General features: G+C 69.0%; 21 protein-coding genes, 1 tRNA gene and 1 pseudogene. 14 read left to right on the top strand and 9 right to left on the bottom strand.

What is annotated here, in order from left to right; translation table 11 throughout:
• Positions 1-106: 106 nt before the first annotated feature.
• Both trxB and trxA read left to right on the top strand, forming a co-directional pair.
• Positions 107-1,078 carry a thioredoxin-disulfide reductase gene (gene trxB / locus ACZ45Z_RS31945; RefSeq protein WP_468369966.1) on the top strand — a complete coding sequence of 324 codons (972 nt, stop codon included), beginning with the start codon at positions 107-109 and terminating at the stop codon, positions 1,076-1,078.
• Positions 1,079-1,126: 48 nt separating this feature from the next.
• Positions 1,127-1,453, top strand: coding sequence for a thioredoxin (trxA, locus tag ACZ45Z_RS31950; protein ID WP_468369968.1), 327 nt, complete (start codon positions 1,127-1,129; stop codon positions 1,451-1,453).
• A 77-nt stretch (positions 1,454-1,530) separates the two neighbouring features.
• Here the strand turns inward: trxA and ACZ45Z_RS31955 are convergent, their stop codons facing one another.
• The 9 genes and pseudogenes from ACZ45Z_RS31955 to rpmH all read right to left on the bottom strand — a co-directional run bounded on the left by ACZ45Z_RS31955 (position 1,531) and on the right by rpmH (position 8,372).
• Entirely contained in the window at positions 1,531-2,148 is a 618-nt protein-coding gene (locus ACZ45Z_RS31955) for a GNAT family N-acetyltransferase (protein WP_468369970.1), read from the bottom strand.
• Between the two features lie 307 nt (positions 2,149-2,455).
• Entirely contained in the window at positions 2,456-3,556 is a 1,101-nt protein-coding gene (locus tag ACZ45Z_RS31960; protein ID WP_468369973.1) for a ParB/RepB/Spo0J family partition protein, read from the bottom strand.
• Entirely contained in the window at positions 3,553-4,623 is a 1,071-nt protein-coding gene (locus tag ACZ45Z_RS31965; RefSeq protein ID WP_468369975.1) for a ParA family protein, read from the bottom strand. The genes ACZ45Z_RS31960 and ACZ45Z_RS31965 overlap by 4 nt, the downstream gene beginning before the upstream one ends.
• A 305-nt stretch (positions 4,624-4,928) precedes the next feature.
• Complete coding sequence (gene rsmG / locus ACZ45Z_RS31970; protein ID WP_468369977.1) at positions 4,929-5,654, bottom strand: 16S rRNA (guanine(527)-N(7))-methyltransferase RsmG; 726 nt, start codon at positions 5,652-5,654, stop codon at positions 4,929-4,931.
• Between the two features lie 134 nt (positions 5,655-5,788).
• Positions 5,789-6,295: a Jag family protein gene (locus ACZ45Z_RS31975; protein WP_468369979.1), complete on the bottom strand. Its 507-nt coding sequence runs from the start codon at positions 6,293-6,295 to the stop codon at positions 5,789-5,791.
• Positions 6,296-6,308: 13 nt separating this feature from the next.
• On the bottom strand, positions 6,309-7,460 hold the full coding sequence (gene yidC, locus ACZ45Z_RS31980) for a membrane protein insertase YidC (RefSeq protein WP_468369981.1): 1,152 nt from the start codon (positions 7,458-7,460) through the stop codon (positions 6,309-6,311).
• Between the two features lie 3 nt (positions 7,461-7,463).
• A complete protein-coding gene (gene yidD, locus ACZ45Z_RS31985) occupies positions 7,464-7,781 on the bottom strand; it encodes a membrane protein insertion efficiency factor YidD (RefSeq protein ID WP_468369984.1) in 318 nt (105 codons plus the stop codon).
• A 62-nt stretch (positions 7,782-7,843) separates the two neighbouring features.
• Positions 7,844-8,212 (bottom strand): annotated as a pseudogene (gene rnpA / locus ACZ45Z_RS31990) (ribonuclease P protein component); the annotation flags it as partial.
• Between the two features lie 22 nt (positions 8,213-8,234).
• Positions 8,235-8,372, bottom strand: a complete 138-nt coding sequence (rpmH, locus tag ACZ45Z_RS31995; RefSeq protein WP_030354375.1) for a 50S ribosomal protein L34 — start codon at positions 8,370-8,372, stop codon at positions 8,235-8,237.
• A gap of 376 nt (positions 8,373-8,748) precedes the next feature.
• Between rpmH and dnaA the strand changes: the two genes are divergently transcribed.
• The 12 genes from dnaA to ACZ45Z_RS32055 all read left to right on the top strand — a co-directional run bounded on the left by dnaA (position 8,749) and on the right by ACZ45Z_RS32055 (position 25,334).
• Complete coding sequence (gene dnaA, locus ACZ45Z_RS32000) at positions 8,749-10,677, top strand: chromosomal replication initiator protein DnaA (RefSeq protein ID WP_468369987.1); 1,929 nt, start codon at positions 8,749-8,751, stop codon at positions 10,675-10,677.
• 896 nt (positions 10,678-11,573) lie between these two features.
• On the top strand, positions 11,574-12,704 hold the full coding sequence (gene dnaN / locus ACZ45Z_RS32005) for a DNA polymerase III subunit beta (RefSeq protein WP_468369989.1): 1,131 nt from the start codon (positions 11,574-11,576) through the stop codon (positions 12,702-12,704).
• A 181-nt stretch (positions 12,705-12,885) separates the two neighbouring features.
• Positions 12,886-13,764: a phosphogluconate dehydrogenase (NAD(+)-dependent, decarboxylating) gene (gene gnd / locus ACZ45Z_RS32010; RefSeq protein WP_468369992.1), complete on the top strand. Its 879-nt coding sequence runs from the start codon at positions 12,886-12,888 to the stop codon at positions 13,762-13,764.
• Positions 13,765-13,856: 92 nt separating this feature from the next.
• Complete coding sequence (recF, locus tag ACZ45Z_RS32015; protein WP_468369995.1) at positions 13,857-15,011, top strand: DNA replication/repair protein RecF; 1,155 nt, start codon at positions 13,857-13,859, stop codon at positions 15,009-15,011.
• A gap of 41 nt (positions 15,012-15,052) precedes the next feature.
• Positions 15,053-15,574: a DciA family protein gene (locus tag ACZ45Z_RS32020; RefSeq protein WP_468370043.1), complete on the top strand. Its 522-nt coding sequence runs from the start codon at positions 15,053-15,055 to the stop codon at positions 15,572-15,574.
• Between the two features lie 308 nt (positions 15,575-15,882).
• The gene (gene gyrB, locus ACZ45Z_RS32025; RefSeq protein WP_468369998.1) at positions 15,883-17,937 is read left to right on the top strand and encodes a DNA topoisomerase (ATP-hydrolyzing) subunit B; all 2,055 of its coding nucleotides are present in this window, start codon (positions 15,883-15,885) and stop codon (positions 17,935-17,937) included.
• Between the two features lie 50 nt (positions 17,938-17,987).
• Positions 17,988-20,609, top strand: coding sequence for a DNA gyrase subunit A (gene gyrA, locus ACZ45Z_RS32030; protein ID WP_468370001.1), 2,622 nt, complete (start codon positions 17,988-17,990; stop codon positions 20,607-20,609).
• A gap of 15 nt (positions 20,610-20,624) precedes the next feature.
• A complete protein-coding gene (locus ACZ45Z_RS32035) occupies positions 20,625-21,284 on the top strand; it encodes a DUF3566 domain-containing protein (protein ID WP_468370003.1) in 660 nt (219 codons plus the stop codon).
• 88 nt (positions 21,285-21,372) lie between these two features.
• Positions 21,373-21,446 (top strand) — tRNA-Ile (locus tag ACZ45Z_RS32040).
• Positions 21,447-21,635: 189 nt separating this feature from the next.
• On the top strand, positions 21,636-21,770 hold the full coding sequence (locus tag ACZ45Z_RS32045; protein ID WP_003958712.1) for a DLW-39 family protein: 135 nt from the start codon (positions 21,636-21,638) through the stop codon (positions 21,768-21,770).
• Positions 21,771-22,017: 247 nt separating this feature from the next.
• Positions 22,018-23,934 carry a vWA domain-containing protein gene (locus ACZ45Z_RS32050; RefSeq protein WP_468370006.1) on the top strand — a complete coding sequence of 639 codons (1,917 nt, stop codon included), beginning with the start codon at positions 22,018-22,020 and terminating at the stop codon, positions 23,932-23,934.
• Positions 23,928-25,334, top strand: a complete 1,407-nt coding sequence (locus ACZ45Z_RS32055; RefSeq protein ID WP_468370009.1) for a hypothetical protein — start codon at positions 23,928-23,930, stop codon at positions 25,332-25,334. Before ACZ45Z_RS32050 ends, ACZ45Z_RS32055 begins: the two co-directional genes overlap by 7 nt.
• Positions 25,335-25,414: the final 80 nt, after the last annotated feature.

Below are 25,414 nucleotides of genomic sequence, written 5' to 3' on the forward strand. Positions count from 1 at the left end.
GTCCGCTGTGGGACTCCGGGAATGCTCGACCCGTAGGATCCGTTGGGTGGGGTGAGAGTTCTGAGATAGCCCCAGCAAGCAGTCGGCAGAGACAAGGAAGACACCCGTGAGCGACGTCCGCAACGTGATCATCATCGGCTCCGGGCCCGCGGGCTATACCGCAGCGCTCTACACCGCCCGTGCGTCCCTTAAGCCTCTGGTCTTCGAAGGTGCCGTGACCGCAGGCGGCGCGCTGATGAACACGACCGATGTGGAGAACTTCCCCGGTTTCCGCGACGGCATCATGGGCCCGGACCTGATGGACAACATGCGCGCCCAGGCCGAGCGCTTCGGCGCCGAGCTGGTGCCGGACGACATCGTCTCCGTCGACCTCTCCGAGGAGATCAAGACCGTCACGGACACCGCGGGCACGGTGCACCGCGCCAAGGCCGTCATCGTCACCACGGGCTCCCAGCACCGCAAGCTTGGCCTGCCCCGTGAGGACGAGCTGTCCGGCCGGGGTGTCTCCTGGTGCGCCACCTGCGACGGGTTCTTCTTCAAGGACCAGGACATCGCCGTCATCGGCGGCGGCGACACGGCGATGGAGGAGGCCACCTTCCTCTCCCGCTTCGCCAAGTCCGTCACGGTCGTCCACCGCCGTGACACCCTGCGCGCCAGCAAGGCCATGCAGGAGCGCGCGTTCGCCGACCCGAAGATCAAGTTCGTCTGGGACAGCGAGGTCGCCGAGATCCACGGCGAGAACAAGCTCTCCGGTCTGACGCTGCGCAACCTCAAGACGGGGGCCACCTCGGAGCTTCCGGTGACCGGCCTGTTCATCGCGATCGGCCACGACCCTCGGACGGAGCTGTTCAAGGGCCAGCTCAACCTGGACGACGAGGGCTACCTCAAGGTCTCCGCGCCCAGCACCCGCACGAACCTGGAGGGCGTCTTCGCCGCGGGTGACGTCGTGGACCACACCTACCGTCAGGCGATCACCGCGGCCGGCACCGGCTGCTCCGCGGCCCTCGACGCCGAGCGGTTCCTCGCGGCGCTGTCGGACAGCGAGTCTCCCGAGCCCGAGAAGACCCCTGCCGTCTGAACCCCGAACCGCCCAGCTTTTCACCACCCACCCAGTAAGGAGATTGCCATGGCCGGCGCCACGGTGACCGTGACGGACGACAACTTCGAAGAGGTCGTCCTCAAGAGCGACAAGCCCGTTCTCGTCGACTTCTGGGCCACCTGGTGCGGCCCGTGCCGTCAGGTCGCCCCGTCCTTGGAGGCAATTGCCGCCGAGCACGACGAGATCGTCATCGCCAAGCTGAACACCGACGAGAACCCGGCGACCACCGCCAAGTACGGCGTCATGTCGATCCCGACCATGAACGTCTACCAGGGCGGCGAGGTCGTGAAGACCATCGTCGGCGCCAAGGCGAAGGCCGCGATCGAGCGCGACCTGGCGGACTTCCTCGCCTGAGTCGGCTGATGTTTCACGGGAAACGGGCCCGTCCCCTCACCAGGGGGCGGGCCCGTTTCCCGTTGGTACCGGCGGGGCTACAGCGGTCGCAGGGCGGGTTCCTTCTGTACGGCTCCCAGCAAGCGATCGAGGGCCATCTCCACGTCTTCCTTCCAGGAAATCGTGGCCCTCAGCTCCAGCCGCAGTCGGGGGAAGCGCGGATGGGGCCGCACGGTCTTGAAGCCCACCGCGAGAAGGTGATCGGCGGGCAGTACGCAGGCCGGTTCGGTCCAGTGGGCGTCACCGAACGCCTCAATGGCCTTGAAGCCGCGTTGGATGAGGTCCTTGGCGACGGTCTGCACCATCACCCGTCCCAGCCCCTGCCCTTGGTAACCGGGGATCAGCCGGGCCGTGAGGAGTTGCACGGCGTCGGGCGACACCGGGCTGGTGGGGAAGGCCGTGGACCGCGGTACATAGGCCGGCGGCGCGTACATCACGAACCCGACCGGCGCGTCATCGACGTAGACGACGCGCCCGCACGACCCCCACTCCAAAAGCACCGCCGAGATCCAGGCTTCCTTTTCCAGCTCCGGCCGGCCCGCTTTTACTGCGGCTTCGCCGCTGACGGGGTCGAGCTCCCAGAAGACGCAGGACCGGCAGCGCTGGGGGAGATCCGGAAGGTTGTCCAGCGTGAGCGGTACGAGCCGACGGCCCATGAAGCCAGATCCTCACTTCCCTCGCCCGTCGCGTCACGACGGGCCGTCAGCGCGGTCTGCTCCCGGAGCAGACCGCCAACGAACCCTCCGACCGCCGCGAGACCGAATCCCGCGGCCAACAGTCCGGTGCGGCTCACCGATCGCATGGACTTCTCCCCGATTTGAGGTTTCTCCACATGGATGCGTGCCATACCCGATCGCATCGTATCCACCCTTTATGGGCATCGGTACTGCCGGAGAGCAAAGGGCGGACCGTGTTCCGGTAAGGACTCCGGAACACGGCCCGCCCTCTGGCCGAGCGGTCAGCTCAGGCTTCGTCGCCGGACTCTTCGGCCAGCGACTTCCCCAGCACCCGTCCCTCACCCGGGGCGAGCGTGCCGAGGATGCGCTCCAGATCGTCCATCGAGGCGAACTCAACGACGATCTTTCCCTTCTTCTGGCCCAGGTCGACCTTCACCCGGGTCTCGAAGCGATCGGACAGCCGGGACGCGAGTCCGGTCAGCGCGGGGGACACCCGGGTGCCGGCCCGGGGGCCCTTGGCCTTGGCCGCGGTCTTGGTGTCCGACCCCATCAGCGTCACGATCTCCTCGACCGACCGCACCGACAGCCCCTCCGCCACGATGCGGCGGGCGAGACGGTCCTGCTCCTCGGCGTCTTCCACGGAGAGCAAAGCACGGGCGTGGCCAGCGGAGAGCACCCCCGCCGCGAGTCGCGACTGCACGGAGGGCGAGAGCTTCAACAGACGCAGCGTGTTGGAGACCTGCGGCCGCGACCGGCCGATCCGGTCGGCCAGTTCGTCATGCGTGCACTTGAAGTCCTTGAGCAACTGGTCGTAGGCGGCCGCCTCCTCCAGCGGATTGAGCTGGGCCCGGTGCAGGTTCTCCAGCAGCGCGTCAAGGAGCAGCTTCTCGTCGTCCGTGGCACGGACGATCGCGGGAATCTTCTCCAGGCCGGCTTCACGGCACGCCCGCCAGCGACGCTCGCCCATGATCAGCTCGAACAGCCCCGGAGCGGTCTGACGGACCACCACCGGCTGAAGCAGGCCCACCTCCTGGATGGAGGTGACCAACTCGGCCAGAGCATCTTCGTCGAAGACCTCGCGCGGCTGCCTCGGGTTGGGCTTGATCGCGTCGATGGGCACCTCGGCGAAGTGCGCACCCGCGATCTCCGACACCCCCGCCACCGTCGTCTCCGGCTCGACCGGCGTCTCCGTTTCACGGGAAACACCGGCGACCGGCAAGGAGGTGACCTTGGCCGCAGCCACACCGCGCTCCGGAGCCAGTACCGGTACGGCCGACGGTGACGTCGCTCCGCGGCCCACCGCGGGCCCGGCCTGGTCCGTGCTCTGCGGTGCCGCGGGGATCAGCGCACCGAGCCCACGGCCGAGCCCTCTACGTCGTTCGCTCACTGAGTCCCCTCCGACATGTTGTGCTGTGCTTCGTAAGTGATGCTGAGGCCCTGTGCCCCGGTCCGGGGCGCCCCGCGCATCGCGATCTCCCGGGCCGCTTCGAGGTACGAGAGCGACCCACTGGATCCTGGGTCATAGGTGAGCACCGTCTGCCCGTAGCTCGGCGCCTCGGAGATGCGCACCGAGCGGGGGATGCTCGTACGGAGCACTTCGTTGCCGAAGTGGCTACGCACCTCGTCGGCGACCTGGGAGGCCAGCCGGGTGCGCCCGTCGTACATGGTGAGCAGGATGGTCGAGACGTGAAGCTTGGGGTTGAGATGCCCCCGCACCAGGTCGACGTTCCTCAGAAGCTGACCGAGACCTTCCAGCGCGTAGTACTCGCACTGGATGGGGATCAGCACCTCGGCCCCGGCGACCAGAGCGTTGACGGTCAGCAGACCGAGCGAGGGCGGGCAGTCGATGAGGATGTAGTCCAGCGGCTGCTCATACGCCTTGATAGCCCGGTCCAGCCGGCTTTCCCGTGCCACGAGCGAGACCAGCTCGATCTCCGCTCCGGCAAGGTCGATCGTGGCGGGGGCGCAGAACAGGCCCTCCACGTCCGCGACCGGCTGCACCACGTCGGAGAGTGGCCGGCTGTCCACCAGCACGTCGTAGATCGACGGCACCTCCGCATGGTGATCGATCCCCAGCGCCGTCGAGGCATTGCCCTGGGGATCGAGGTCGATGACCAGGACCCGCGCCCCGTGCAGGGCCAGTGAGGCAGCCACGTTCACCGTGGTCGTGGTCTTGCCGACCCCGCCCTTCTGGTTGGCCACCACCATGACCCGGGTCTGTTCGGGTCGGGGCAGCCCTTCTCCCGCGCGGCCCAGTGCCTCTACCGCCATCTGTGCTGCACGACCGATCGGGGTGTCGTCCATCGGGGGCGGCGTTTCACGTGAAACGTCGTCCCCGTACGACTCGCTACGGGGACCGGGGACCGGATCGGTCATCGGTCCCGCGATGTTGGCGTCGGACCGCACGGATTCACTCTCCTCGACATCAGGCTCGCAATGTGCAGAGCCTGCCATGCTTTCGGCGTCGTGAACCAGTGAGGTCCGTTCTCCTGTGGATGAATCGCCTCCTGGGGATACATCCCTGACCCGTGCGGGCCTACGGTCACGCGGCTCGGCAGCCGCACGACCACGGCCGATAATCCCTTGCAGCAGAGAACGTCGTTTCACGTGAAACACGATGCCAGCGTCGCGCCCGATTAAGCCGCGACACTCCGTCTTATGACGATTTGATGCTGTTTGGGAAAACCCGCTCCTTCCCATGCGGCAGACGACACACCCACCGCACACACGCCGGCCTGCGCCTCTCCGGCATCGGGGCATCAGCGCCGGCGCGGCCTCGAAGTCCGACCGACTCGCGCCGCCTTCGCCCGCTTGGCGGCAAAGCGCACACCGCCCGGACTCTCGCCCACCACGACGCGCACCACCGTCGAGGGCGGATCCACAATGCCCTCGCCGACATGCACCACCGAGGTCTCCACCACGCCGAGCTTGCTCAGCGCCGCCCGGGCGCCCTTGAGCTCCTCCTCCGCGGCGTCGCCCTTGAGCGCCAGCATCTCGCCGTACGGGCGCAGCAGGGGAACGCCCCAGCCGGCCAGCCGGTCGAGCGGGGCAACGGCGCGCGCGGTCACCACATGCACCTGCGGGAGCTTGCCCATGACCTCTTCGGCCCGCCCTCGAACGACCGTCACATGGTCCAGTCCGAGCAGCTCGACGACCTCCTGAAGGAAGTTCGTACGCCGCAGCAGCGGTTCCAGGAGCGTGATCTTCAAGTCCGGCCGGACGAGCGCCAGCGGGATGCCGGGCAGCCCGGCCCCCGAGCCCACGTCGCAGACCGTTACCCCTTCTGGCACGACCTCGGAGAGCACTGCGCAGTTCAGCAGGTGCCGCTCCCACAACCGCGGCACCTCGCGCGGGCCGATGAGCCCCCGCTTCACCCCCGCGTCGGCGAGCAGCTCGCCGTATCGCACGGCCTCCGCAAAGCGCTCACCGAATACCTCCTGCGCCGCCTTCGGCGCGGGAGGGAGCTCCGCCGCTTCGTCCGTCACGGGAACCGCCCTTCCTTTGGACTGCTTTGCCTGCCGGGAACCCGGGAGTACGCCCCGGGATAACACAGATCGCTGACAAGATTTGGCCCCGCCTGCGAGCAGACGGGGCCAAAGACAACTGGAGCGCTGAGAGATCAGGCCGGGAGGACGACCACTCGACGCTCCGGCTCCTCGCCCTCGGACTCGCTGCGCAGTCCGGCCGCGGCCACCGCGTCGTGGACGACCTTGCGCTCGAACGGCGTCATCGGGTCGAGCTTGACCGGCTCGCCGGTGCTCTTGGCCTCCTCGGCCGCCTTCGCGCCGATCTCCGTCAGCTCCTCGCGCTTGCGGGCGCGGAATCCGGCGATGTCCAGCATCAGACGGCTGCGGTCACCGGTCTCGCGGTGCACGGCCAGCCGGGTCAGCTCCTGGAGCGCCTCCAGCACCTCGCCGTCGCGGCCCACCAGCTTCTGCAGGTCACGGCTGGTCGAGTCGCTGATGATCGACACCGCGGCGCGGTCGGCCTCGACATCCATGTCGATGTCGCCGTCGAGGTCGGCGATGTCGAGCAGACCCTCGAGGTAGTCGGCCGCGATCTCGCCTTCCTGCTCAAGGCGGGTCAGGGTGTCGGTGCCCTTGGCGGCAGGGGTCGTGTCCGTCACGAAAGGACTCCTCTTACTTCTTGGACGGGTGCTTGGGGCGCTGCTGGCCCTTGCGCTGTCCGGACTTGGTGGTGCGGGACCCGGATGCGGAGCCGCCCTTGGCCTTGCTGTCCTCCGCCGTGCTGTCCTGCGGGGCCTTCTTCTCCAGCGACTGCTTCTTCGCGGCACCCGAGCCGGCGGCCGTTCCGGCACGCGTACGACCCTGCGTACCGCCGGCCGTCGTACCGGCACCCGCGGTGTGCTGCCGCTTGGACTTCGGCTGACGCTTGGGCTGCTGGCGGTTCTGACGCGCTTCCTCGACGGCCCGCTTGGCCTCGACCTCGGCCGGGTCCTCGACGAGCTTGCCCTTGGCGCGCAGACGCTCCTGGCGCTCGGTGAAGGCCTTGCTGCCCGGGGTCGGGTTACGGCGGATGACGAACATCTGCTGGCCCATGGTCCACACGTTGGTGGTCAGCCAGTAGACGAGGACACCGACGGGGAAGTTGATACCGAACACAGCGAACATGATCGGGAAGACGTACATCAGCATCTTCTGCTGCTGCATGAACGGCGTCTTCACCGTCAGGTCGACGTTCTTGGTCATCAACTGGCGCTGCGTGTAGAACTGCGACGCCGACATCAGGACGATCATGATGACGGTGACGACGCGGACGTCGACCAGCGAAGCGCCCAGGCTCTGGAGCTTCTCCGTGCTGTCCAGGAACTTCGCCGCCAGCGGCGCACCGAAGATGTGCGCGTTCTGCGCGCTCTCCAGCAGCGGCTTGTCGATGACGCCGACCGTCTTGTTCTCGGCGATGTGGTTCAGGACCTGGTACAGGGAGATGAAGAACGGCGACTGGGCCAGGATCGGAAGACAGCTCGAGAGCGGGTTGGTGCCCGTCTCCTTGTAGAGCTTCATCATCTCTTCGGACTGGCGCTGCTTGTCGCTCTTGTAGCGCTCCTGGATCGCCTTCATCTTCGGCTGGAGCGCCTGCATGTTCCGCGTCGCCTTGATCTGCTTCACGAAGAGCGGGATCAGGCAGATACGGATCAGCACCACCAGCGAGACGATGGACAGACCCCACGCCGCGCCGCTGTTCCTGTCAAAGATCAGGCTGTAGAACGAGTGGAACTGGACGATGATCCAGGAAACAGCGATATAGAGAGGATTCAGGATCGTGTCCACGAATCAGGCTCCTTGGGCGTTGGGCTGAGTCTCGGGCTGGGCGACGGGCTCAGGGACGGTGGGCCCGCCCAGGCGGCTCCTCAGCCGCTGATGCCAAACCGGACGCTTCCGGGGAGGGACGTGGTCGACGCCACCGGGCGACCACGGGTTGCATCGCAGGATGCGCCAGGCCGTCAGCGCTGTCCCTTTCACCGCGCCGTGCCGGTCGATGGCGGTGTAGCCATAGTGCGAGCACGACGGGTAGTACCTGCAGACCGGGCCGAGCAGAGGGCTGATGGTCCACTGGTACAGCTTGATCAAAAGCAGCAGTGGGTACTTCACTACGCGCTCCCTCCCGGGTCCCGTCCGGGTGTCCGGGGGGCGTTCCCTGGGGAATCGGAGCCTCTCGGCGCCCCTCCCAGCAGCCGCTCGAAGGCGGCGTCCAGGTCGCGGGCGAGCTGATCGTGGTCCGCCGCACCCGCGCCGGGCAGGGCCCGTACGACAACCAGGCTACCGGCGGGAAGCCGGTCCAGCCGGTCGCGCATGAGATGGCGAAGCCGACGCTTGACCTTGTTGCGGACGACGGCGACGCCAACGGCCTTGCTCACGACGAAACCCGCACGCGTCGGGGAAACACGTTCCCCCGCTGCGTGCGGGTCCGTTGCACCGCTACGAAAATGAACGACAAGGAGCGGGCGCCCGGCCCTGCGTCCCCGGCGTACCGCGGTCGCAAAGTCCTCGCGCCGCCTCAGCCGATGCTCGGTAGGCAGCACGTCATGGACCTAGGTCGGGTGCTCAGGCCGACAGGCGGGCGCGACCCTTGCCACGGCGGGTCGCCAGAATCGCGCGACCGGCGCGGGTCCGCATGCGCAGACGGAAGCCGTGGGTCTTCGCGCGGCGGCGGTTGTTCGGCTGGAAGGTGCGCTTGCTCACTCGGGGGCTCCAGGAATGCTTGTTGTCTCGGGAGAGACAGATGTGGGGCGTCGACTGGCTGTCACCGTGCGCCCACGAGTAGCTCGCAACGCCTAAGTGCACCGCTACACGATCACTAGAGCGCGATCTTTGCCCATCGGAGGCAGGCGGCAGCAGCCATCGACAACTCGACCTGTGCACGGTACGCGCGGCTACGCCATCCGGTCAAACCGGCTCCTCGCCACCCCACACAGGTCCTTGTCAGGACACACTATGCACAGCCTGTGGACAACAACTTGAATCCCCAGGCCCGGCCTGACTACCGTGGCTGAACTCCGATTCCTTCCCGCCCGTCCTGAGAATCACACATTCGTGGGACTGTGAGAGAGCGTGCCCTGTGGCTGATGTACCTGCCGATCTTGCCGCAGTGTGGCCGCGCGTACTCGACCATCTCCTGCGTGCCGAGGCCGACGGCCTCAAGCCCAAGGACCAGGACTGGCTCAAGCGGACCCAGCCGCTGGCGCTGGTCGCCGACACCGCGCTGCTCGCCGTCCCCAACGAATTCGCCAAGGGCGTGCTCGAAGGCCGGCTGGCGCCGCTGATCGGAGAAGCGCTGAGCCACGAGTGCGGGCGGCCGATCAGGATCGCGATCACCGTCGACGACTCCGCGGAGGAGCCGCCGGCGCAGTCCGCGCCCGGTGGCGGACAGCAGCAGTCTCAGCACCAGCAGGGACAGCACCAGCCGCAGCAGCACGGACAGCAGCACCCGCAACACCAGCAGCCTCACCAGTCGCAGCAGCCACAGCAGCGCGACGCGTACGACGGTTACGACGGCCGGCACGACAACCGGCAGGGATACGGGCGGCAGAACGACGACCTGCCCAGCGTCCGGCCCGCCTACCCCGACTACCAGCAGCACCAGCAGTCCCGGCACGAGCCCGGATCCTGGCCGCAGCACTCCTCCGCCATGGGCGCCGGCCCCCGGGAGGACTACGGCTGGCAGCAGCAGCGCCTGGGCGGCTTCCCCGAGCGCGACCCGTACGCCTCCCCTCCCCCCTCGCACATACAGCAGCAGAACGACTACCGCTCGCAGGGCCCCGACCGTTCCGGGCCGCCGCGGCACTCCGACGGTGCGCGCTCCCCCTACGACTCCCCGCGCCGTGACCTCTCCGAGCACCAGCCCTCCGGCCACAACGGGCGCTCGGGCGGTCCGGGCTCCGGACTTCCGGCACCCAGCGGCGCGCCCGGCCCGCTCGCCGCGCAGCCCGCGCCCGCCACCGGCCCGGGGGAGCCGACCGCGCGACTGAATCCGAAGTACCTCTTCGACACGTTCGTCATCGGCGCCTCGAACCGCTTCGCGCACGCCGCCGCCGTCGCGGTCGCCGAGGCGCCGGCGAAGGCGTACAACCCGCTGTTCATCTACGGCGAGTCCGGTCTGGGCAAGACCCACCTGCTGCACGCGATCGGCCACTACGCGCGGAGCCTGTATCCGGGGACCCGGGTGCGGTATGTGAGCTCGGAGGAGTTCACCAACGAGTTCATCAACTCCATCCGCGACGGCAAGGCGGACGCGTTCCGCAAGCGCTACCGCGACATGGACATCCTGCTCGTCGACGACATCCAGTTCCTGGCGAGCAAGGAGTCGACGCAGGAGGAGTTCTTCCACACCTTCAACACGCTGCACAACGCCAACAAGCAGATCGTGCTCTCCAGTGACCGGCCGCCCAAGCAACTGGTCACCCTGGAGGACCGGCTGCGCAACCGCTTCGAGTGGGGTCTGATCACGGACGTCCAGCCGCCCGAGCTGGAGACCCGGATCGCGATCTTGCGCAAGAAGGCGGTGCAGGAGCAGCTCAACGCGCCGCCCGAGGTGCTGGAGTTCATCGCCTCGCGGATCTCGCGCAATATCCGCGAGCTGGAGGGCGCGCTGATCCGGGTGACGGCGTTCGCCTCGCTCAACCGGCAGCCGGTGGATCTCGGGCTGACCGAGATCGTGCTCAAGGACCTGATTCCCGGTGGTGAGGACGCCGCGCCGGAGATCACCGCGACCGCGATCATGGCCGCGACCGCCGACTACTTCGGGCTGACCATCGACGACCTGTGCGGGTCGTCGCGCAGCCGGGTCCTGGTGACCGCCCGCCAGATCGCGATGTATCTGTGCCGTGAGCTGACCGATCTCTCGCTGCCGAAGATCGGCGCGCAGTTCGGCGGCCGGGACCACACGACGGTGATGCACGCCGATCGCAAGATCCGCGCGCTGATGGCCGAGCGGCGCTCGATCTACAACCAGGTGACCGAGCTGACCAACCGCATCAAGAACGGCTGACGCCGGCGCGCCACGACCGCTCGTACGGCCGCCACCGCCGACCGCCTCAGGCGCATCCAGGGCGCTCCGGGACCCGCTCCCGGGGCGCCCTTCGCCATGCGGCCACGTCGTCCGACGGCTGCGCGGGGCCGCGCGACGCCCGCCGCTGTTCGATTCCGCGCCGGGACACGGCCTCTCTCCACAGATTGGGGGAGAATCTTCCGTCCACACCCTGGGGACTGGAAAGTTATCCCTGTGGGGTCCACAGGCCGGTGTCCTGACGGGGCATCGGGCGAGGTCAGCCCCCTGGGGATTTGTGGTCAACCGTCGTCCACAGGGTGTGGACAGAAGATTCGTCCACAGGAGGGAAGCGGGGTTGTCCACCGGCCGCCCACAGGTCAGGGGACGTTGTCCCCAGTGATCCCCAGCTTCTCCACACCCCTGTCCACTGTTCGGCAACACAACACCGGCTCTCACCACGCCGAGTGAAAGCGGTCACACCAAGGTGGTGGGTTGGCCTGTGGGGAAGGTGGGTAAACCTGGGGACGGCACTGGGGAGAAGTACCCCTCTCCTGTGTATCGGGTGTGCAGAACTTTCGGCGGTCCACAGAACCACGGGTTTATCCACGGCCGCCGCCCACAGGGTCGGTGGATAAAAAATCGGTGCTGACCTGCGCAAAGGCAGTTGTCCACGGTTTCCACAGGCCCTACTACTACGACCACGGATATCTACCGGGGAACTCGCTTCGAAACGGGTCCTGTGCACAACTCGGCCCCGGACCGCCCCACCCCTCTCGAGCCGACTTGACCCCGAGCCGCACCGGCTGTCGGTGGCGTGCGTCAGACTGGACTCCGGCAACTCAGCCGACGACGAAGCCAGCAGGGCGAGAGCCAGCAACAGCAGGAGGCGGTTTCCGGTGAAGATCCGGGTGGAGCGCGATGTACTCGCGGAGGCAGTGGCCTGGGCGGCCAAGAGCCTCCCGGCCCGTCCGCCGGTGCCCGTCCTCGCGGGCCTGCTGCTGAAGGCCGAGGACGGCACCCTGAGCCTGTCGGGCTTCGACTACGAGGTCTCGGCGCGGGTCTCGGTCGACGCCGAGGTGGAGGAGGACGGCACCGTCCTCGTCTCCGGCCGGCTGCTCGCCGACATCTGCCGTGCGCTCCCCAACCGCCCGGTGGAGATTTCCACCGACGGTGTACGAGTGACCGTCGTCTGCGGCTCCTCCCGCTTCACCCTCCACACCCTGCCTGTGGAGGAGTACCCGTCCCTGCCGACGATGCCCACCGCCACCGGCACCGTCCCCGGTGAGGTCTTCGCCGCCGCCGCCGCCCAGGTGGCCATCGCCGCCGGCCGCGACGACACCCTCCCGGTGCTCACCGGTGTGCGGATCGAGATCGAGGGCGACACCGTCACCCTGGCCTCCACCGACCGCTACCGCTTCGCCGTGCGCGAGTTCCTGTGGAAGCCCGAGAGCCCGGACGCCTCGGCCGTCGCGCTGGTCCCCGCCAAGACGCTGCTGGACACCGCCAAGTCGCTCAGCAGCGGCGACAACGTCACCCTGGCGCTGTCCGGCTCCGGTGCGGGCGAGGGCCTGATCGGTTTCGAGGGTGCCGGGCGGCGTACGACGACGCGGCTGCTGGAAGGCGACCTGCCGAAGTACCGCACGCTCTTCCCGACCGAGTTCAACTCCATCGCCGTCATCGAGACCGCCCCGTTCGTCGAGGCCGTCAAGCGCGTGGCCCTGGTGGCCGAGCGCAACACCCCGGTGCGCCTCAGCTTCGAGCAGGGCGTGCTGATCCTGGAGGCCGGCTCCAGCGACGACGCACAGGCTGTGGAGCGCGTCGACGCAGAGCTGGACGGCGACGACATCTCGATCGCCTTCAACCCGGGCTTCCTGCTGGAGGGGCTGTCGGCGATCGACTCTCCCGTCGCCCAGTTGTCCTTCACGACGTCCACCAAGCCCGCGCTGCTCAGCGGCCGGCCCGCCAAGGACGCCGAGGCGGACGACGCCTACAAGTACCTGATCATGCCGGTGCGGCTGTCCGGCTGAGCCGGTCGCCACCCGCTCTCCCCACCCGCCGGGCAGCTCTCCGGGAGCCTCTCCGGAGCCCTCGCGGCGGCCGGCTGACCGGCCCTGATGAGCGGCGGAGCCCACAGGTGTGCACGCACCCTCGGGCGTAGGCTCGGACTCGGCTACGAACAGCAACGACTACGTGCAAAGAGGGTCTTTGATGGAGCTCGGTCTCGTCGGTCTCGGCAAGATGGGCGGCAACATGCGCGAGCGCATCCGCCGCGCCGGCCACACCGTCATCGGATACGACCGCAACCCGGACCTGGCCGATGTGGACAGCCTCCAGGCGCTTGTGGACAAGCTCAAGGGTCCGCGGGTCGTCTGGGTCATGGTGCCGGCCGGTGCCGCCACCCAGTCGACCATCGACGAGCTGGCCGAGCTGCTCTCGCCCGGCGACATCGTCGTGGACGGCGGCAACTCCCGCTGGACCGACGACGAGAAGCACGCCGAGGAGCTCAAGGCCAAGGGCATCGGCTTCGTCGACTGCGGCGTCTCCGGCGGTGTCTGGGGCCTGGAGAACGGCTACGCGCTGATGTACGGCGGCGACAAGGACGATGTCGCCAAGGTGCAGCCGATCTTCGACGCCCTCAAGCCCGAGGGCGAGTTCGGCTCGGTGCACGCCGGCAAGGTCGGCGCCGGCCACTTCGCGAAGATGGTCCACAACGGCATCGAGTACGCGATGATGCAGGCCTACGCCGAGGGCTGGGAGCTGCTGGAGAAGGTCGACTCCGTCACGGACGTGCGCGAGGTCTTCCGCTCCTGGCAGGAGGGCACGGTCATCCGTTCCTGGCTGCTGGACCTGGCCGTCAACGCCCTCGACGACGACGAGCACCTGGAGAAGCTGCGTGGTTTCGCCGCCGACTCCGGTGAGGGCCGCTGGACGGTCGAGGCGGCGATCGACAACGCCGTGCCGCTGCCCGCGATCACGGCCTCGCTCTTCGCCCGCTTCGCGTCGCGGCAGGACGACTCCCCGCAGATGAAGATGATCGCCGCGCTGCGCAACCAGTTCGGTGGCCACGCGGTCGAGAACAAGAAGTAGCCGCTCGTCCACCCGGCGCGCGCCGGGCGGACACGGCAGAGAAGTACGCGGGTCACCGCGGTCGAGCAGAGCTGGGAGGGTCGGCGAGAGCCATGCACGTAGCGCATCTGTCGCTGGCCGACTTCCGCTCGTACGCCCGGGTCGAGGTCCCGCTCGATCCGGGCGTCACCGCTTTCGTCGGCCCCAACGGCCAGGGCAAGACCAATCTCGTGGAGGCCGTCGGCTATCTCGCGACGCTCGGCAGCCACCGCGTCTCCTCCGATGCCCCGCTGGTGCGGATGGGCGCGGAGCGGGCGATCATCCGGGCGGCCGTCGTCCAGGGCGAGCGGCAGCAGCTCGTGGAGCTGGAGCTGAACCCGGGCAAGGCCAACCGGGCCAGGATCAACCGGTCCTCGCAGGTCAGACCGCGCGATGTCCTGGGGATCGTCCGGACGGTGCTGTTCGCGCCGGAGGACCTGGCACTGGTCAAGGGCGATCCCGGGGAGCGCCGGCGGTTCCTGGACGAGCTGATCACGGCCCGCTCGCCGCGCATGGCGGGCGTGCGTTCCGATTACGAGCGCGTCCTCAAGCAGCGCAACACCCTGTTGAAGACCGCGGCGCTGGCGCGCAGGCACGGCGGGCGTCAGATGGATTTGTCGACGCTGGACGTGTGGGACCAGCATCTGGCGCGCGCGGGCGCGGAGCTGCTGGCACAGCGGCTGGACCTGATCGCCGCGCTCCAGCCGCTGGCGGACAAGGCGTACGACCAGCTCGCGCCCGGCGGCGGGCCGCTGGCCCTGGAGTACCGCGGCTCCGCGGGCGAGGCCATGGCGGCGGTGGCGCACGGCCCGCTGGCATCGGTGCGCGAGGAGCTGTACGGCGTGCTGCTGGCGGCGCTCGGCGAGGCGCGGAAGAGCGAGATCGAGCGCGGGGTGACGCTGGTCGGCCCGCACCGCGACGATCTGGTGCTGAAGCTGGGGCAACTGCCCGCGAAGGGGTACGCCAGCCACGGCGAGTCCTGGTCGTACGCGCTGGCCCTGCGGCTGGCCTCGTACGACCTGCTGCGCGCCGAGGGCAACGAGCCGGTGCTGGTCCTCGACGACGTCTTCGCGGAGCTGGACGCGCGGCGCCGGGAGCGGCTGGCGGAGCTGGTGGCGCCGGGCGAGCAGGTGCTGGTGACGGCGGCGGTGGACGACGACGTGCCGGCGGTGCTGGCCGGTGCGCGGTTCGCGGTCGCGGACGGCGCGGCGACGCGGGTGGCGTCGTGAGCGGCGAGCCGGCGCCGGAGCTTCCCGAGCAGGGCGGGCCGCTGCCCGCGCAGCCCAGGCCGCCGGAGCTGTCCGGGGTGGACCTGGCCCGTCAGGCGCTGGTGGCGGCCAAGGAGCAGGCGCGCGCGCGGGGCGCGGCGGCGCAGCAGAAGAAGCAGGCCAGACGGGGTGGGCTGCGGTCGGGCGCGCGGGCGGACGGGCGTGACCCGCTGCCGCTGGGCGCGGCGATCAACCGGCTGATCACGGAGCGCGGCTGGGAGACCCCGGCGGCGGTCGGCGGGGTGATGGGCCGCTGGCCGCAGATGGTGGGCCCCGAGGTCGCGCAGCACTGCGAGCCGCAGAAGTACGACGAGGACGCCCGGGTGCTGACCGTGCAGTGCGATTCGACGGCGTGGGCGACGCAGCTCCGGCTGCTGGCGCCGCAGCTCGTGGCCCGGCTGAACGACGACCTGGGCCACGGCACCGTGAAGCTGATCAAGGTGCTGGGTCCCGGCGGCCCGGCCAGGCGCTACGGCCCCTTGCGGGCACCGGGCAGCAAGGGCCCCGGCGACACCTACGGGTGAGCGGTGCCGCCCCTGGGCGGGCGTGGCCACGGGTGTGACGCATGAGACTCCGCTCACCGTAGCCGGAGGTTGACAGCCCGAAGCGCTGAGTGCCGGTGTGAGCGTCCTGGGGCCCCGTCTCGGATATGGGGAGTCGGCGGATGGCGGTTCAGGGCGGCACATGACGACTCAGGTGCCTGCAAACCCCCATGAGTGTCAGCGCTACCGGTAGACTGGTAGCAATCCCGCCCACTCGCGGAACATGTCGAACGACGTAGCCGCTCCCGCCTGTCTTCCCAGGGGTGTCCCCCACAGGTGTGGAAGGGCTCGTGCTGTGCCAGAAAGGGCGCTTCGTGGCCGACTCCGGCGACCTCAACGAGAACATCACGGCTTCTACTGAAGAGGGGGTTCCTGCCGGCGTCATGGGCGACTCCTCGGTGGAGAAGTCGTACGACGCCAGCGCGATCACTGTCCTCGAAGGCCTGGACGCGGTCCGCAAGCGCCCCGGCATGTACATCGGCTCCACTGGCGAGCGCGGTCTGCACCACCTGGTGTACGAGGTCGTCGACAACTCCGTCGACGAGGCGCTGGCCGGGCATGCCGACACCATCGACGTGACGATCCTCGCCGACGGCGGCGTGCGCGTCGTCGACAACGGCCGCGGTATCCCGGTCGGCATCGTGCCCTCGGAGGGCAAGCCGGCCGTCGAGGTCGTGATGACGGTGCTGCACGCGGGTGGCAAGTTCGGCGGCGGCGGTTACGCGGTCTCCGGTGGTCTGCACGGCGTGGGTGTGTCCGTCGTGAACGCCCTGTCGCAGCGGGTGGCGGTCGAGGTCCGCACGGACGGCCACCGCTGGACGCAGGAGTACAAGCTCGGTGTGCCGACCGCGCCGCTGGCCAAGCACGAGGCGACCGACGAGTCCGGCACCTCGGTGACGTTCTGGGCCGACGGCGACATCTTCGAGACGACCGCCTACAGCTTCGAGACGCTCTCCCGGCGCTTCCAGGAGATGGCGTTCCTCAACAAGGGTCTGACGATCGCGCTGACGGACGAGCGCGCCGACCACGTGGACGAAGAGGGCAAGCCGCTCTCGGTGCGCTACCGCTACGACGGCGGCATCGTCGACTTCGTCAACCACCTCAACTCGCGCAAGGGCGAGCTGGTGCACCCCACCGTCATCGGTGTGGAGGCCGAGGACAAGGAGCGGATGCTCTCGGTCGAGATCGCGATGCAGTGGAACACCCAGTACAGCGAGGGTGTCTACAGCTTCGCCAACACCATCCACACCCATGAGGGCGGTACGCACGAAGAGGGCTTCCGGGCGGCGCTGACGGGTCTGATCAACCGCTACGCGCGCGAGAAGAAGCTGCTGCGGGAGAAGGACGACAACCTCACGGGCGAGGACGTGCGCGAGGGCCTGACGGCGATCATCTCCGTCAAGCTCGGCGAGCCGCAGTTCGAGGGCCAGACCAAGACAAAGCTGGGCAACACCGAGGCGAAGACGTTCGTCCAGAAGGTCGTCCACGAGCACCTCACGGACTGGCTGGACCGCAACCCCAACGAGGCCGCGGACATCATCCGCAAGGGCATCCAGGCGGCGACGGCGCGGGTCGCGGCCCGTAAGGCGCGGGACCTGACCCGCCGCAAGGGGCTGCTGGAGACGGCGTCGCTGCCGGGCAAGCTGAGCGACTGCCAGTCCAACGACCCCGAGAAGTGCGAGATCTTCATCGTCGAGGGTGACTCCGCCGGTGGTTCGGCCAAGTCCGGCCGCAACCCGGAGTACCAGGCGATCCTTCCGATCCGCGGCAAGATCCTCAACGTCGAGAAGGCGCGGGTCGACAAGATCCTGCAGAACAACGAGGTCCAGGCGCTGATCTCGGCGTTCGGCACGGGTGTGCACGAGGACTTCGACATCGCCAAGCTCCGCTATCACAAGATCATCTTGATGGCGGACGCCGACGTCGACGGTCAGCACATCAACACCCTGCTGCTCACCTTCCTCTTCCGCTTCATGCGGCCGCTGGTCGAGGCCGGGCACGTCTACCTCTCCCGCCCCCCGCTCTACAAGATCAAGTGGGGCCGGGACGACTTCGAATACGCCTACTCCGACCCGGAGCGGGACTCGCTGATCGAGCTCGGCAAGCAGAACGGCAAGCGGATCAAGGACGACTCGGTCCAGCGGTTCAAGGGTCTCGGCGAGATGAACGCCGAGGAGCTGCGCATCACCACCATGGACACCGACCACCGGGTTCTCGGCCAGGTCTCGCTGGACGACGCGGCCCGCGCGGACGACCTGTTCTCGGTGCTGATGGGCGAGGACGTCGAGGCGCGTCGCTCGTTCATCCAGCGCAACGCCAAGGACGTCCGCTTCCTCGACATCTGAGCCCTGTCGGCCCCTACAACAGCCGCAGCTCGAAAGGACTTTGAACAGCAATGGCCGACGAGAACCCCCCTGTGACCCCGGACGGCGTGACGCCCGAGGGCGCGCCCGCGACCATCGAAGGCGTCGGGATGCGCGTCGAGCCCGTCGGGCTCGAAACGGAGATGCAGCGCTCCTACCTCGACTACGCGATGTCCGTCATCGTCTCGCGTGCGCTGCCCGACGTGCGGGACGGCCTCAAGCCCGTGCACCGGCGCGTGCTGTACGCGATGTACGACGGCGGCTACCGCCCCGAGAAGGGCTTCTACAAGTGCGCCCGCGTCGTCGGCGACGTCATGGGTACGTACCACCCGCACGGCGACTCCTCGATCTACGACGCCCTGGTGCGCCTGGCCCAGCCGTGGTCGATGCGGATGCCGCTGGTGGACTCCAACGGCAACTTCGGCTCTCCCGGCAACGACCCGGCCGCGGCCATGCGGTACACCGAGTGCAAGATGAAGCAGCTCTCGATGGAGATGCTGCGGGACATCGACGAGGAGACCGTCGACTTCCAGGACAACTACGACGGCCGTAACCAGGAGCCGACGGTCCTGCCGGCGCGCTTCCCCAACCTGCTGATCAACGGCTCCGCCGGTATCGCGGTCGGCATGGCCACGAACATCCCGCCGCACAACCTGCGCGAGGTCGCGGCCGGTGCCCAGTGGGCGCTGGAGCACCCCGAGGCCACCCACGAGGAACTGCTCGACGCCCTGATGGAGCGCATCAAGGGACCGGACTTCCCCACCGGTGCGCTGGTGGTGGGCCGCAAGGGCATCGAGGAGGCGTACCGCACCGGCCGCGGCTCGATCACGATGCGCGCCGTGGTGGCCGTGGAGGAGATCCAGAACCGCCAGTGCCTGGTGGTGACGGAGCTTCCGTACCAGACCAACCCGGACAACCTCGCGCAGAAGATCGCCGACCTGGTGAAGGACGGCAAGATCGGCGGCATCGCGGACGTCCGCGACGAGACGTCCTCGCGGACGGGCCAGCGCCTGGTCATCGTGCTCAAGCGGGACGCGGTCGCCAAGGTCGTCCTGAACAACCTCTACAAGCACACCGACCTCCAGACGAACTTCGGCGCGAACATGCTCGCGCTGGTGGACGGCGTGCCGCGCACCCTGTCGCTGGACGCGTTCATCCGCAACTGGGTCAGCCACCAGGTCGAGGTCATCGTCCGCCGGACGAAGTTCCGGCTGCGCAGGGCCGAGGAGCGCGCGCACATCCTGCGCGGTCTGCTCAAGGCGCTGGACGCCATCGACGAGGTCATCGCGCTGATCCGGCGCAGCGACACCGTCGAGGTGGCGCGCGAGGGCCTGATGGGCCTGCTGACGATCGATGAGATCCAGGCCAACGCCATCCTGGAGATGCAGCTTCGCCGGCTGGCCGCCCTGGAGCGCCAGAAGATCACCGCCGAGCACGACGAACTCCAGCGGAAGATCGGCGAGTACAACGCCATCCTGGCCTCCCCCGAGCGCCAGCGGCAGATCATCAGCGAGGAACTGGCCGCGATCGTCGAGAAGTTCGGCGACGACCGGCGCAGCAAGCTGGTGCCCTTCGAGGGCGACATGTCCATCGAGGACCTGATCGCCGAAGAGGACATCGTCGTCACGATCTCGCGCGGCGGTTACGTCAAGCGCACCAAGACCGACGACTACCGCTCGCAGAAGCGCGGCGGCAAGGGCGTGCGGGGCACGAAGCTGAAGGAAGACGACATCGTCGACCACTTCTTCGTCTCCACCACCCACCACTGGCTGCTGTTCTTCACGAACAAGGGCCGCGTCTACCGCGTGAAGGCGTACGAGCTGCCCGACGCGGGCCGCGACGCGCGGGGCCAGCATGTCGCCAACCTCCTCGCGTTCCAGCCGGACGAGCAGATCGCGCAGATCCTGGCGATCCGCGACTACGAAGCCATGCCGTATCTGGTGCTCGCCACCAAGGGCGGCCTGGTGAAGAAGACTCCGCTGAAGGACTACGACTCGCCCCGTTCCGGCGGTGTGATCGCGATCAACCTGCGCGAGCAGGAGGACGGCACGGACGACGAGCTGATCGGCGCCGAGCTGGTGTCGGAGACCGACGACCTGCTGCTGATCAGCAAGAAGGCCCAGTCGATCCGCTTCACGGCCACGGACGAGGCGCTGCGCCCGATGGGCCGGGCGACGTCCGGTGTGAAGGGCATGAGCTTCCGCGAGGGCGATGAGCTGCTGTCGATGAACGTGGTGCGGGCCGGCACGTACGTCTTCACCGCCACCGACGGCGGGTACGCCAAGCGCACTCCGGTCGACGAGTACCGCGTCCAGGGCCGTGGCGGTCTGGGCATCAAGGCCGCCAAGATCGTGGAGGACCGGGGTTCGCTGGTCGGCGCGCTGGTGGTCGAGGAGACCGACGAGATCCTCGCGATCACGCTGAGCGGTGGCGTGATTCGTACGCGGGTCAACGAGGTCCGCGAAACCGGCCGTGACACCATGGGCGTCCAGTTGATCAACCTGGGCAAGCGTGATGCCGTCGTCGGCATCGCACGGAACGCCGAGGCCGGTCGCGAGGCGGAAGAGGTCGACGGGGCCGAGGGGCTCGACGAGACCGAAGCGGCCGAGGCGGCCGAACCCACGGCCGAGGGCGAGCAGCCCGCGGCGGAGTAGCACGAGGAGCAGGTCGTGAGTGGAGCCACGGGCGCTGCGGCGGGTGGACGGGGAGAGAGCTCCCCGTCCGTACCCGCGACCGTGAACAAGGACAGCGCCCGTGGCTCCGCCGCGTCGGCAGACAAGCGCGACAAGGGCTCCTATCAAGGGGAAACCGTGACCGATACGCGTCAGCCGCAGCCGCCGGCCCAGGGTGGCGGCCAGGAGCAGCCGTACCAGCCGCCTCAGGCGTACAGCACGGGCGGTGGCCAGGACGGCGCCCGGTCGGTGCGCCGGCCGCGCACAGACGCCCGTACGACGCCGCGTACGCGCAAGGCGCGGCTGCGGGTCGCGCGGGCCGATCCGTGGTCGGTGATGAAGGTCAGTTTCCTGCTGTCCATCGCGCTGGGCATCTGCACGGTCGTGGCCGCCTCCGTGCTGTGGATGGTGATGGACGCGATGGGCGTCTTCTCCACCGTCGGCGGGACGGTCAGCGAGGCGACCGGCTCCGGTGAGGGCGGCGGCTTCGACCTCCAGTCGTTCCTGTCGCTGCCGCGGGTCGTGCTGTTCACGTCGATCATCTCGGTGATCGACGTGGTGCTGGCGACGGCGCTGGCGACGCTCGGTGCCTTCATCTACAACCTGTCGGCGGGCTTCGTCGGCGGGGTGGAGCTGACCCTCGCCGAGGATGAGTGACGCGCTGGTGGGAGGGCGTTCGGGGCGTCCGCGGAACCGATTTTGGGAACGCCTTGGAAGTGCGCTAATCTTTCGGTGCAGCGAACGCGCGGCTATAGCTCAGACGGTTAGAGCGCTTCCCTGATAAGGAAGAGGCCCCAGGTTCAAGTCCTGGTAGCCGCACCGCGCGATCGGCCCGGCCGGAGAATTCTCCGGCCGGGCCGATTCTTTGTGTGCGACGGGAAGTTGGGCGGCGGCCCGGGCCCCGGAGGGGTTGTCGCCGAGTGCGGCCTAGATAACCGATCGGTATCGGCCGGTGTGTATCATCGGCCCCCATAGGTCTCCTACGTCAACGAAAGACGAGGTCGCGCGGTGAAGAAGCTTCTCCTGGTCGCACTGGCCGCCATCGGCGGGCTCCTCGTGTACCGCCAGATCCAGGCGGATCGCGCCGAGCAGGATCTGTGGACGGAGGCGACCGACTCCGTGCCCGCAGGTTCGGGTGTGTGAGATCCCACGCACAGCACTTTTTTCGTACGGACCCCGGTTGCCCCTAGGTGGCCGGGGTTTCGTGCGTTCGGGCACGGGCGTGCGGTGGCGCCGTACGGGCGGGCCGCGGCGGCGGGTTGTCGTTGCGGGACCGTGACGCCCCTTGCCTTGTATTTGCTAAAGCACAGTATTAAGTTGCACTAGCAAAGATGATGTCTGAGTTGATGTGTGTGATGTGACATGTGGGACGCAAGGGGGACGAGGGGACATGGCACGACGACCACGCAAGGGGGCGGTGGCGTTGCTCGGCGGGCTGCTGCTCGCCCTCGCCGCCGCGCCGCTCCAAGCGGCGGTGGCCACCGCGGCCCCGGCACCGGCCGCGGGCGGGTCCGGAATGGTGATGGTGCTGGACTCCTCCGGCTCGATGGCCGAGGACGACGGCTCCGGCGGCACCCGGATCGCCGCCGCCCGTAAGGCCATCGGCACGGTCGTCGACGCGCTGCCCGACAACTACCCCACCGGCCTTCGGGTTTACGGCGCGGACAAGCCCAAGGGCTGCGATGACACCCGGCTCGTGCAGCCCGTCACCGCGCTGGACCGGGCGGGCATCAAGCGGGCCGTCGCGGGCGTGACGCCCAAGGGGGACACCCCCATCGGACTGTCCCTGCGCAAGGCCGCCGCCGACCTGCCCAAGGCCGCCGGCGGAGCGCTGGGCAAGCGCACGATCCTGCTGATCTCCGATGGCGAGGACACCTGCCGGACGCCACCGCCCTGCCGCGTCGCCGCCCAACTGGCCGCGTCCGGCGTGGATCTGCACATCGACGCCATCGGCTTCCAGGTGGCGGGCACGGCACGCAAGCAACTGGAGTGCATCGCCAAGGCCGGCAACGGCCGGTACTACGACGCTCCCGATGCCCGGGCGCTCGCCCGCCAGTTGCAGCGGGCCGGCCAACTCTCCGTGGACGGCTACCGGTTCAAGGGGGACAAGGTCCGGGGCACGGCCAGCCGGCAGAGCGCGCCCGTCATCCGTCCCGGCCAGTACCTCGACACCATCGGGCCCAACGAGGAGCGCTACTACGCCGCCGACCTGGACGCGATCTCGACGGCCGAGTTCTCGGCGACCGTGGTCCCGCAGCCCGGCGCGGCCGTCGACTCCCTCGACGCCCTGCGCACAAAGATCGCGTACGGCACCGACAGCGCCTGTGGGTCCACCATCGAGCTGTTCGGACAGAAGGAGGGGGCCACGCCGCTGACCTCGGGTGTCAGCCGCATCCCCTCGCAGAGCGGCACCAACGGTTGCGACAAGGCGGGCCGGTATTGGCTGGTGGTCGAGCGCAAGGCCGCCCGGGGGTCGGACGCCGCGCGCTGGCCGGTGGAGCTGACGTTTCACGTGGAACATCCGCTGAAGAAGGGTGTCACGCCCGCACAGTCGGAGCCGGAGTACGGCGCGGGCGGCAAGGACGCCACGATGCCCACCACCGCGCCCAAGGACGTCACCGGCGGCACCGGCTTCAACGACGCCCGCGCGCTGCGTCCGGGGGTCTGGCGGGACAAGGTCCTGCCGTCACAGACGCTCTGGTACAAGGTGCCGGTGGGCTGGGGCCAGCAACTGCGCTACGACGTGGAGTTCGCCAACGAGCCGACGGTGAAGAAGTACAGCGCGACCACGTCGTACGGGGGCACCCAGGTCTATACGCCCGCCCGCACCCCGGTGGGCAGCGGCACCACCGAATTCACCCCGCACGTCCCGTACAACGGCAGGCTGGCCTCCGTGCACATGGGCACGGTCCCGGTTTCCTGGACCAACCGCTACGAGTCCCACCCCAACGTGCTGCCGGTGCACCACAAGGGCGACTTCTACCTCGCCGTCACGCTGGGCGCCCGGGCCGCCGAGATCGCCGAGAACCCGCGGATCGGTGTGGTGCTGCGGGTCGCGGTCCTGGGCAAGGAGAAGGCCGGCCCGCAGGCCGGTGCGCCCGAGGCCGCCGGCGGCGGTGCGGGGCCCTCGGCGGATCGTGGCCAGGACGGCGGCGGAGGATGGTCCACGGGACGCGTGGTGGCCGTGGCCATCGGCGGAGTGGGCGTCCTGCTGCTGGCCGGTCTCGCGGTGGCCTACGTACGCGCCCGCGGTAAGCAGAGCAGCAGTGGCGGGAATTCGGATCCGATGAGGGGTGGCTCGTGGTGACGGGGCGCACGACGAACAGAGGAGTTGCCGTACTCGCGGCGCTCGCCGCGATGGCGATCCTGCCGGGAGCGGTGGGCGTGGCCTCGGCCGATGACGTGCCCGCCTATCGGACGGCGGACGGCGCCACGGTGACCAAGGGCACCTCCAGCTCCGGTGACGCACCGCCGCTGAAGCCCGGCCTGCACACCGACTCGATCAAGCGCGGCGAGCAGAAGTACTACGCCGTCACCCTCGACGCGAAGACCAACGCCTACTTCTCGGCGGTCGCCGCGCCCAAGCCCGGCACCAAGGTCGAGGACTACGGCGACAAGCTCAGCGTCACCGTCCAGGACAGCGAGGGCGCCACCTGCGGCACCGAGGCCACCCCGTCCTTCCACGGTGGCGGCATGGCGTACCCGATCGCCGACTACGCCGCCCGCCGGATCGGCAGCGACCGGACGGAATGCCAGAAGGCCGGTCCGTACTACCTGGTGATCACCCGCGAGGGATCGGCGACTTCCGGGCCCGACACCTGGCCCATCGAGATCGGCTACCTCAACGAGCCCGGACTCAAGGGCAGCACCCCGGCCCAGCCGGGCGAGGGCACGTGGAGCACCGCGACGCCAGCGCCGCCCACGGACACCACCAAGCGCGGCGCCAAGGGCGGCACCGGCTTCAACGACGCCGGTTCGGTCGGCGACGGCGTCTGGAAGGACCGGATCACCGCCGGCGAGACCCGCTTCTACCGCGTACCGGTGGACTGGGGGCAGCGGCTCAACCTGAGTGCCGAGCTGCCCAACTCACCGACATCCTCGACGGCCTATCTCTCCGACGCGCTCGGACTGAGTGTCTACAACCCGGCGCGCGGAGCCGTCAGCGACGACAACTTCGTGTCCTACAAGGGGGAGCCGGCCGCCGCCAAGGAGTTCACCGCGCCGGTCGCTTACGGGAACCGCTTCAACCCCACGGAGTCCGTCGGCGCGATGCGGTTCGCCGGCTGGTACTACCTCGAAGTGAGCCTGCACCCGGATGCCGCGCAGTTCTTCCCCAAGGGCGCGGACCTCACGCTGCGGGTGGACGTGCTCGGCGCCGCCAAGGCCGGCCCCGGCTACGCGGGGCCGACCCGGGAATTCACCGTCACGCCCGAGGACCAGGAGATGGCCGACAAGGGGCAGACCGCGCAGGAGGCCGCCAAGAGCGGCACTTTGATGACGGTCGCCTACGCCGGGATCGGCGCGGGCGTGGTGTTGCTGGCGGGACTGGGGGCCTGGACGCTGGTGGCCCGCCGCCGGGCCGGCGCACCGGCCGCGCCTGTAGCCGGGCCGCTGGGGCCGGGTGAGGCGAGCGGGCCGGGCCTGCTGCCGTCCCAGGACCAGGAGACCCAGCAGAGCCCGCGGTTCGGGCCGCCGCAACGCTGGTAGGTGGTGGGCGGGGGGCCCGACGGCGACGGCCCGGCGTGGCGGTGACCCGCACGGCGGCCGGTGGGCCGGTGGCCCGCACG

The organism is Streptomyces sp. NPDC031210, assembly GCF_055570395.1.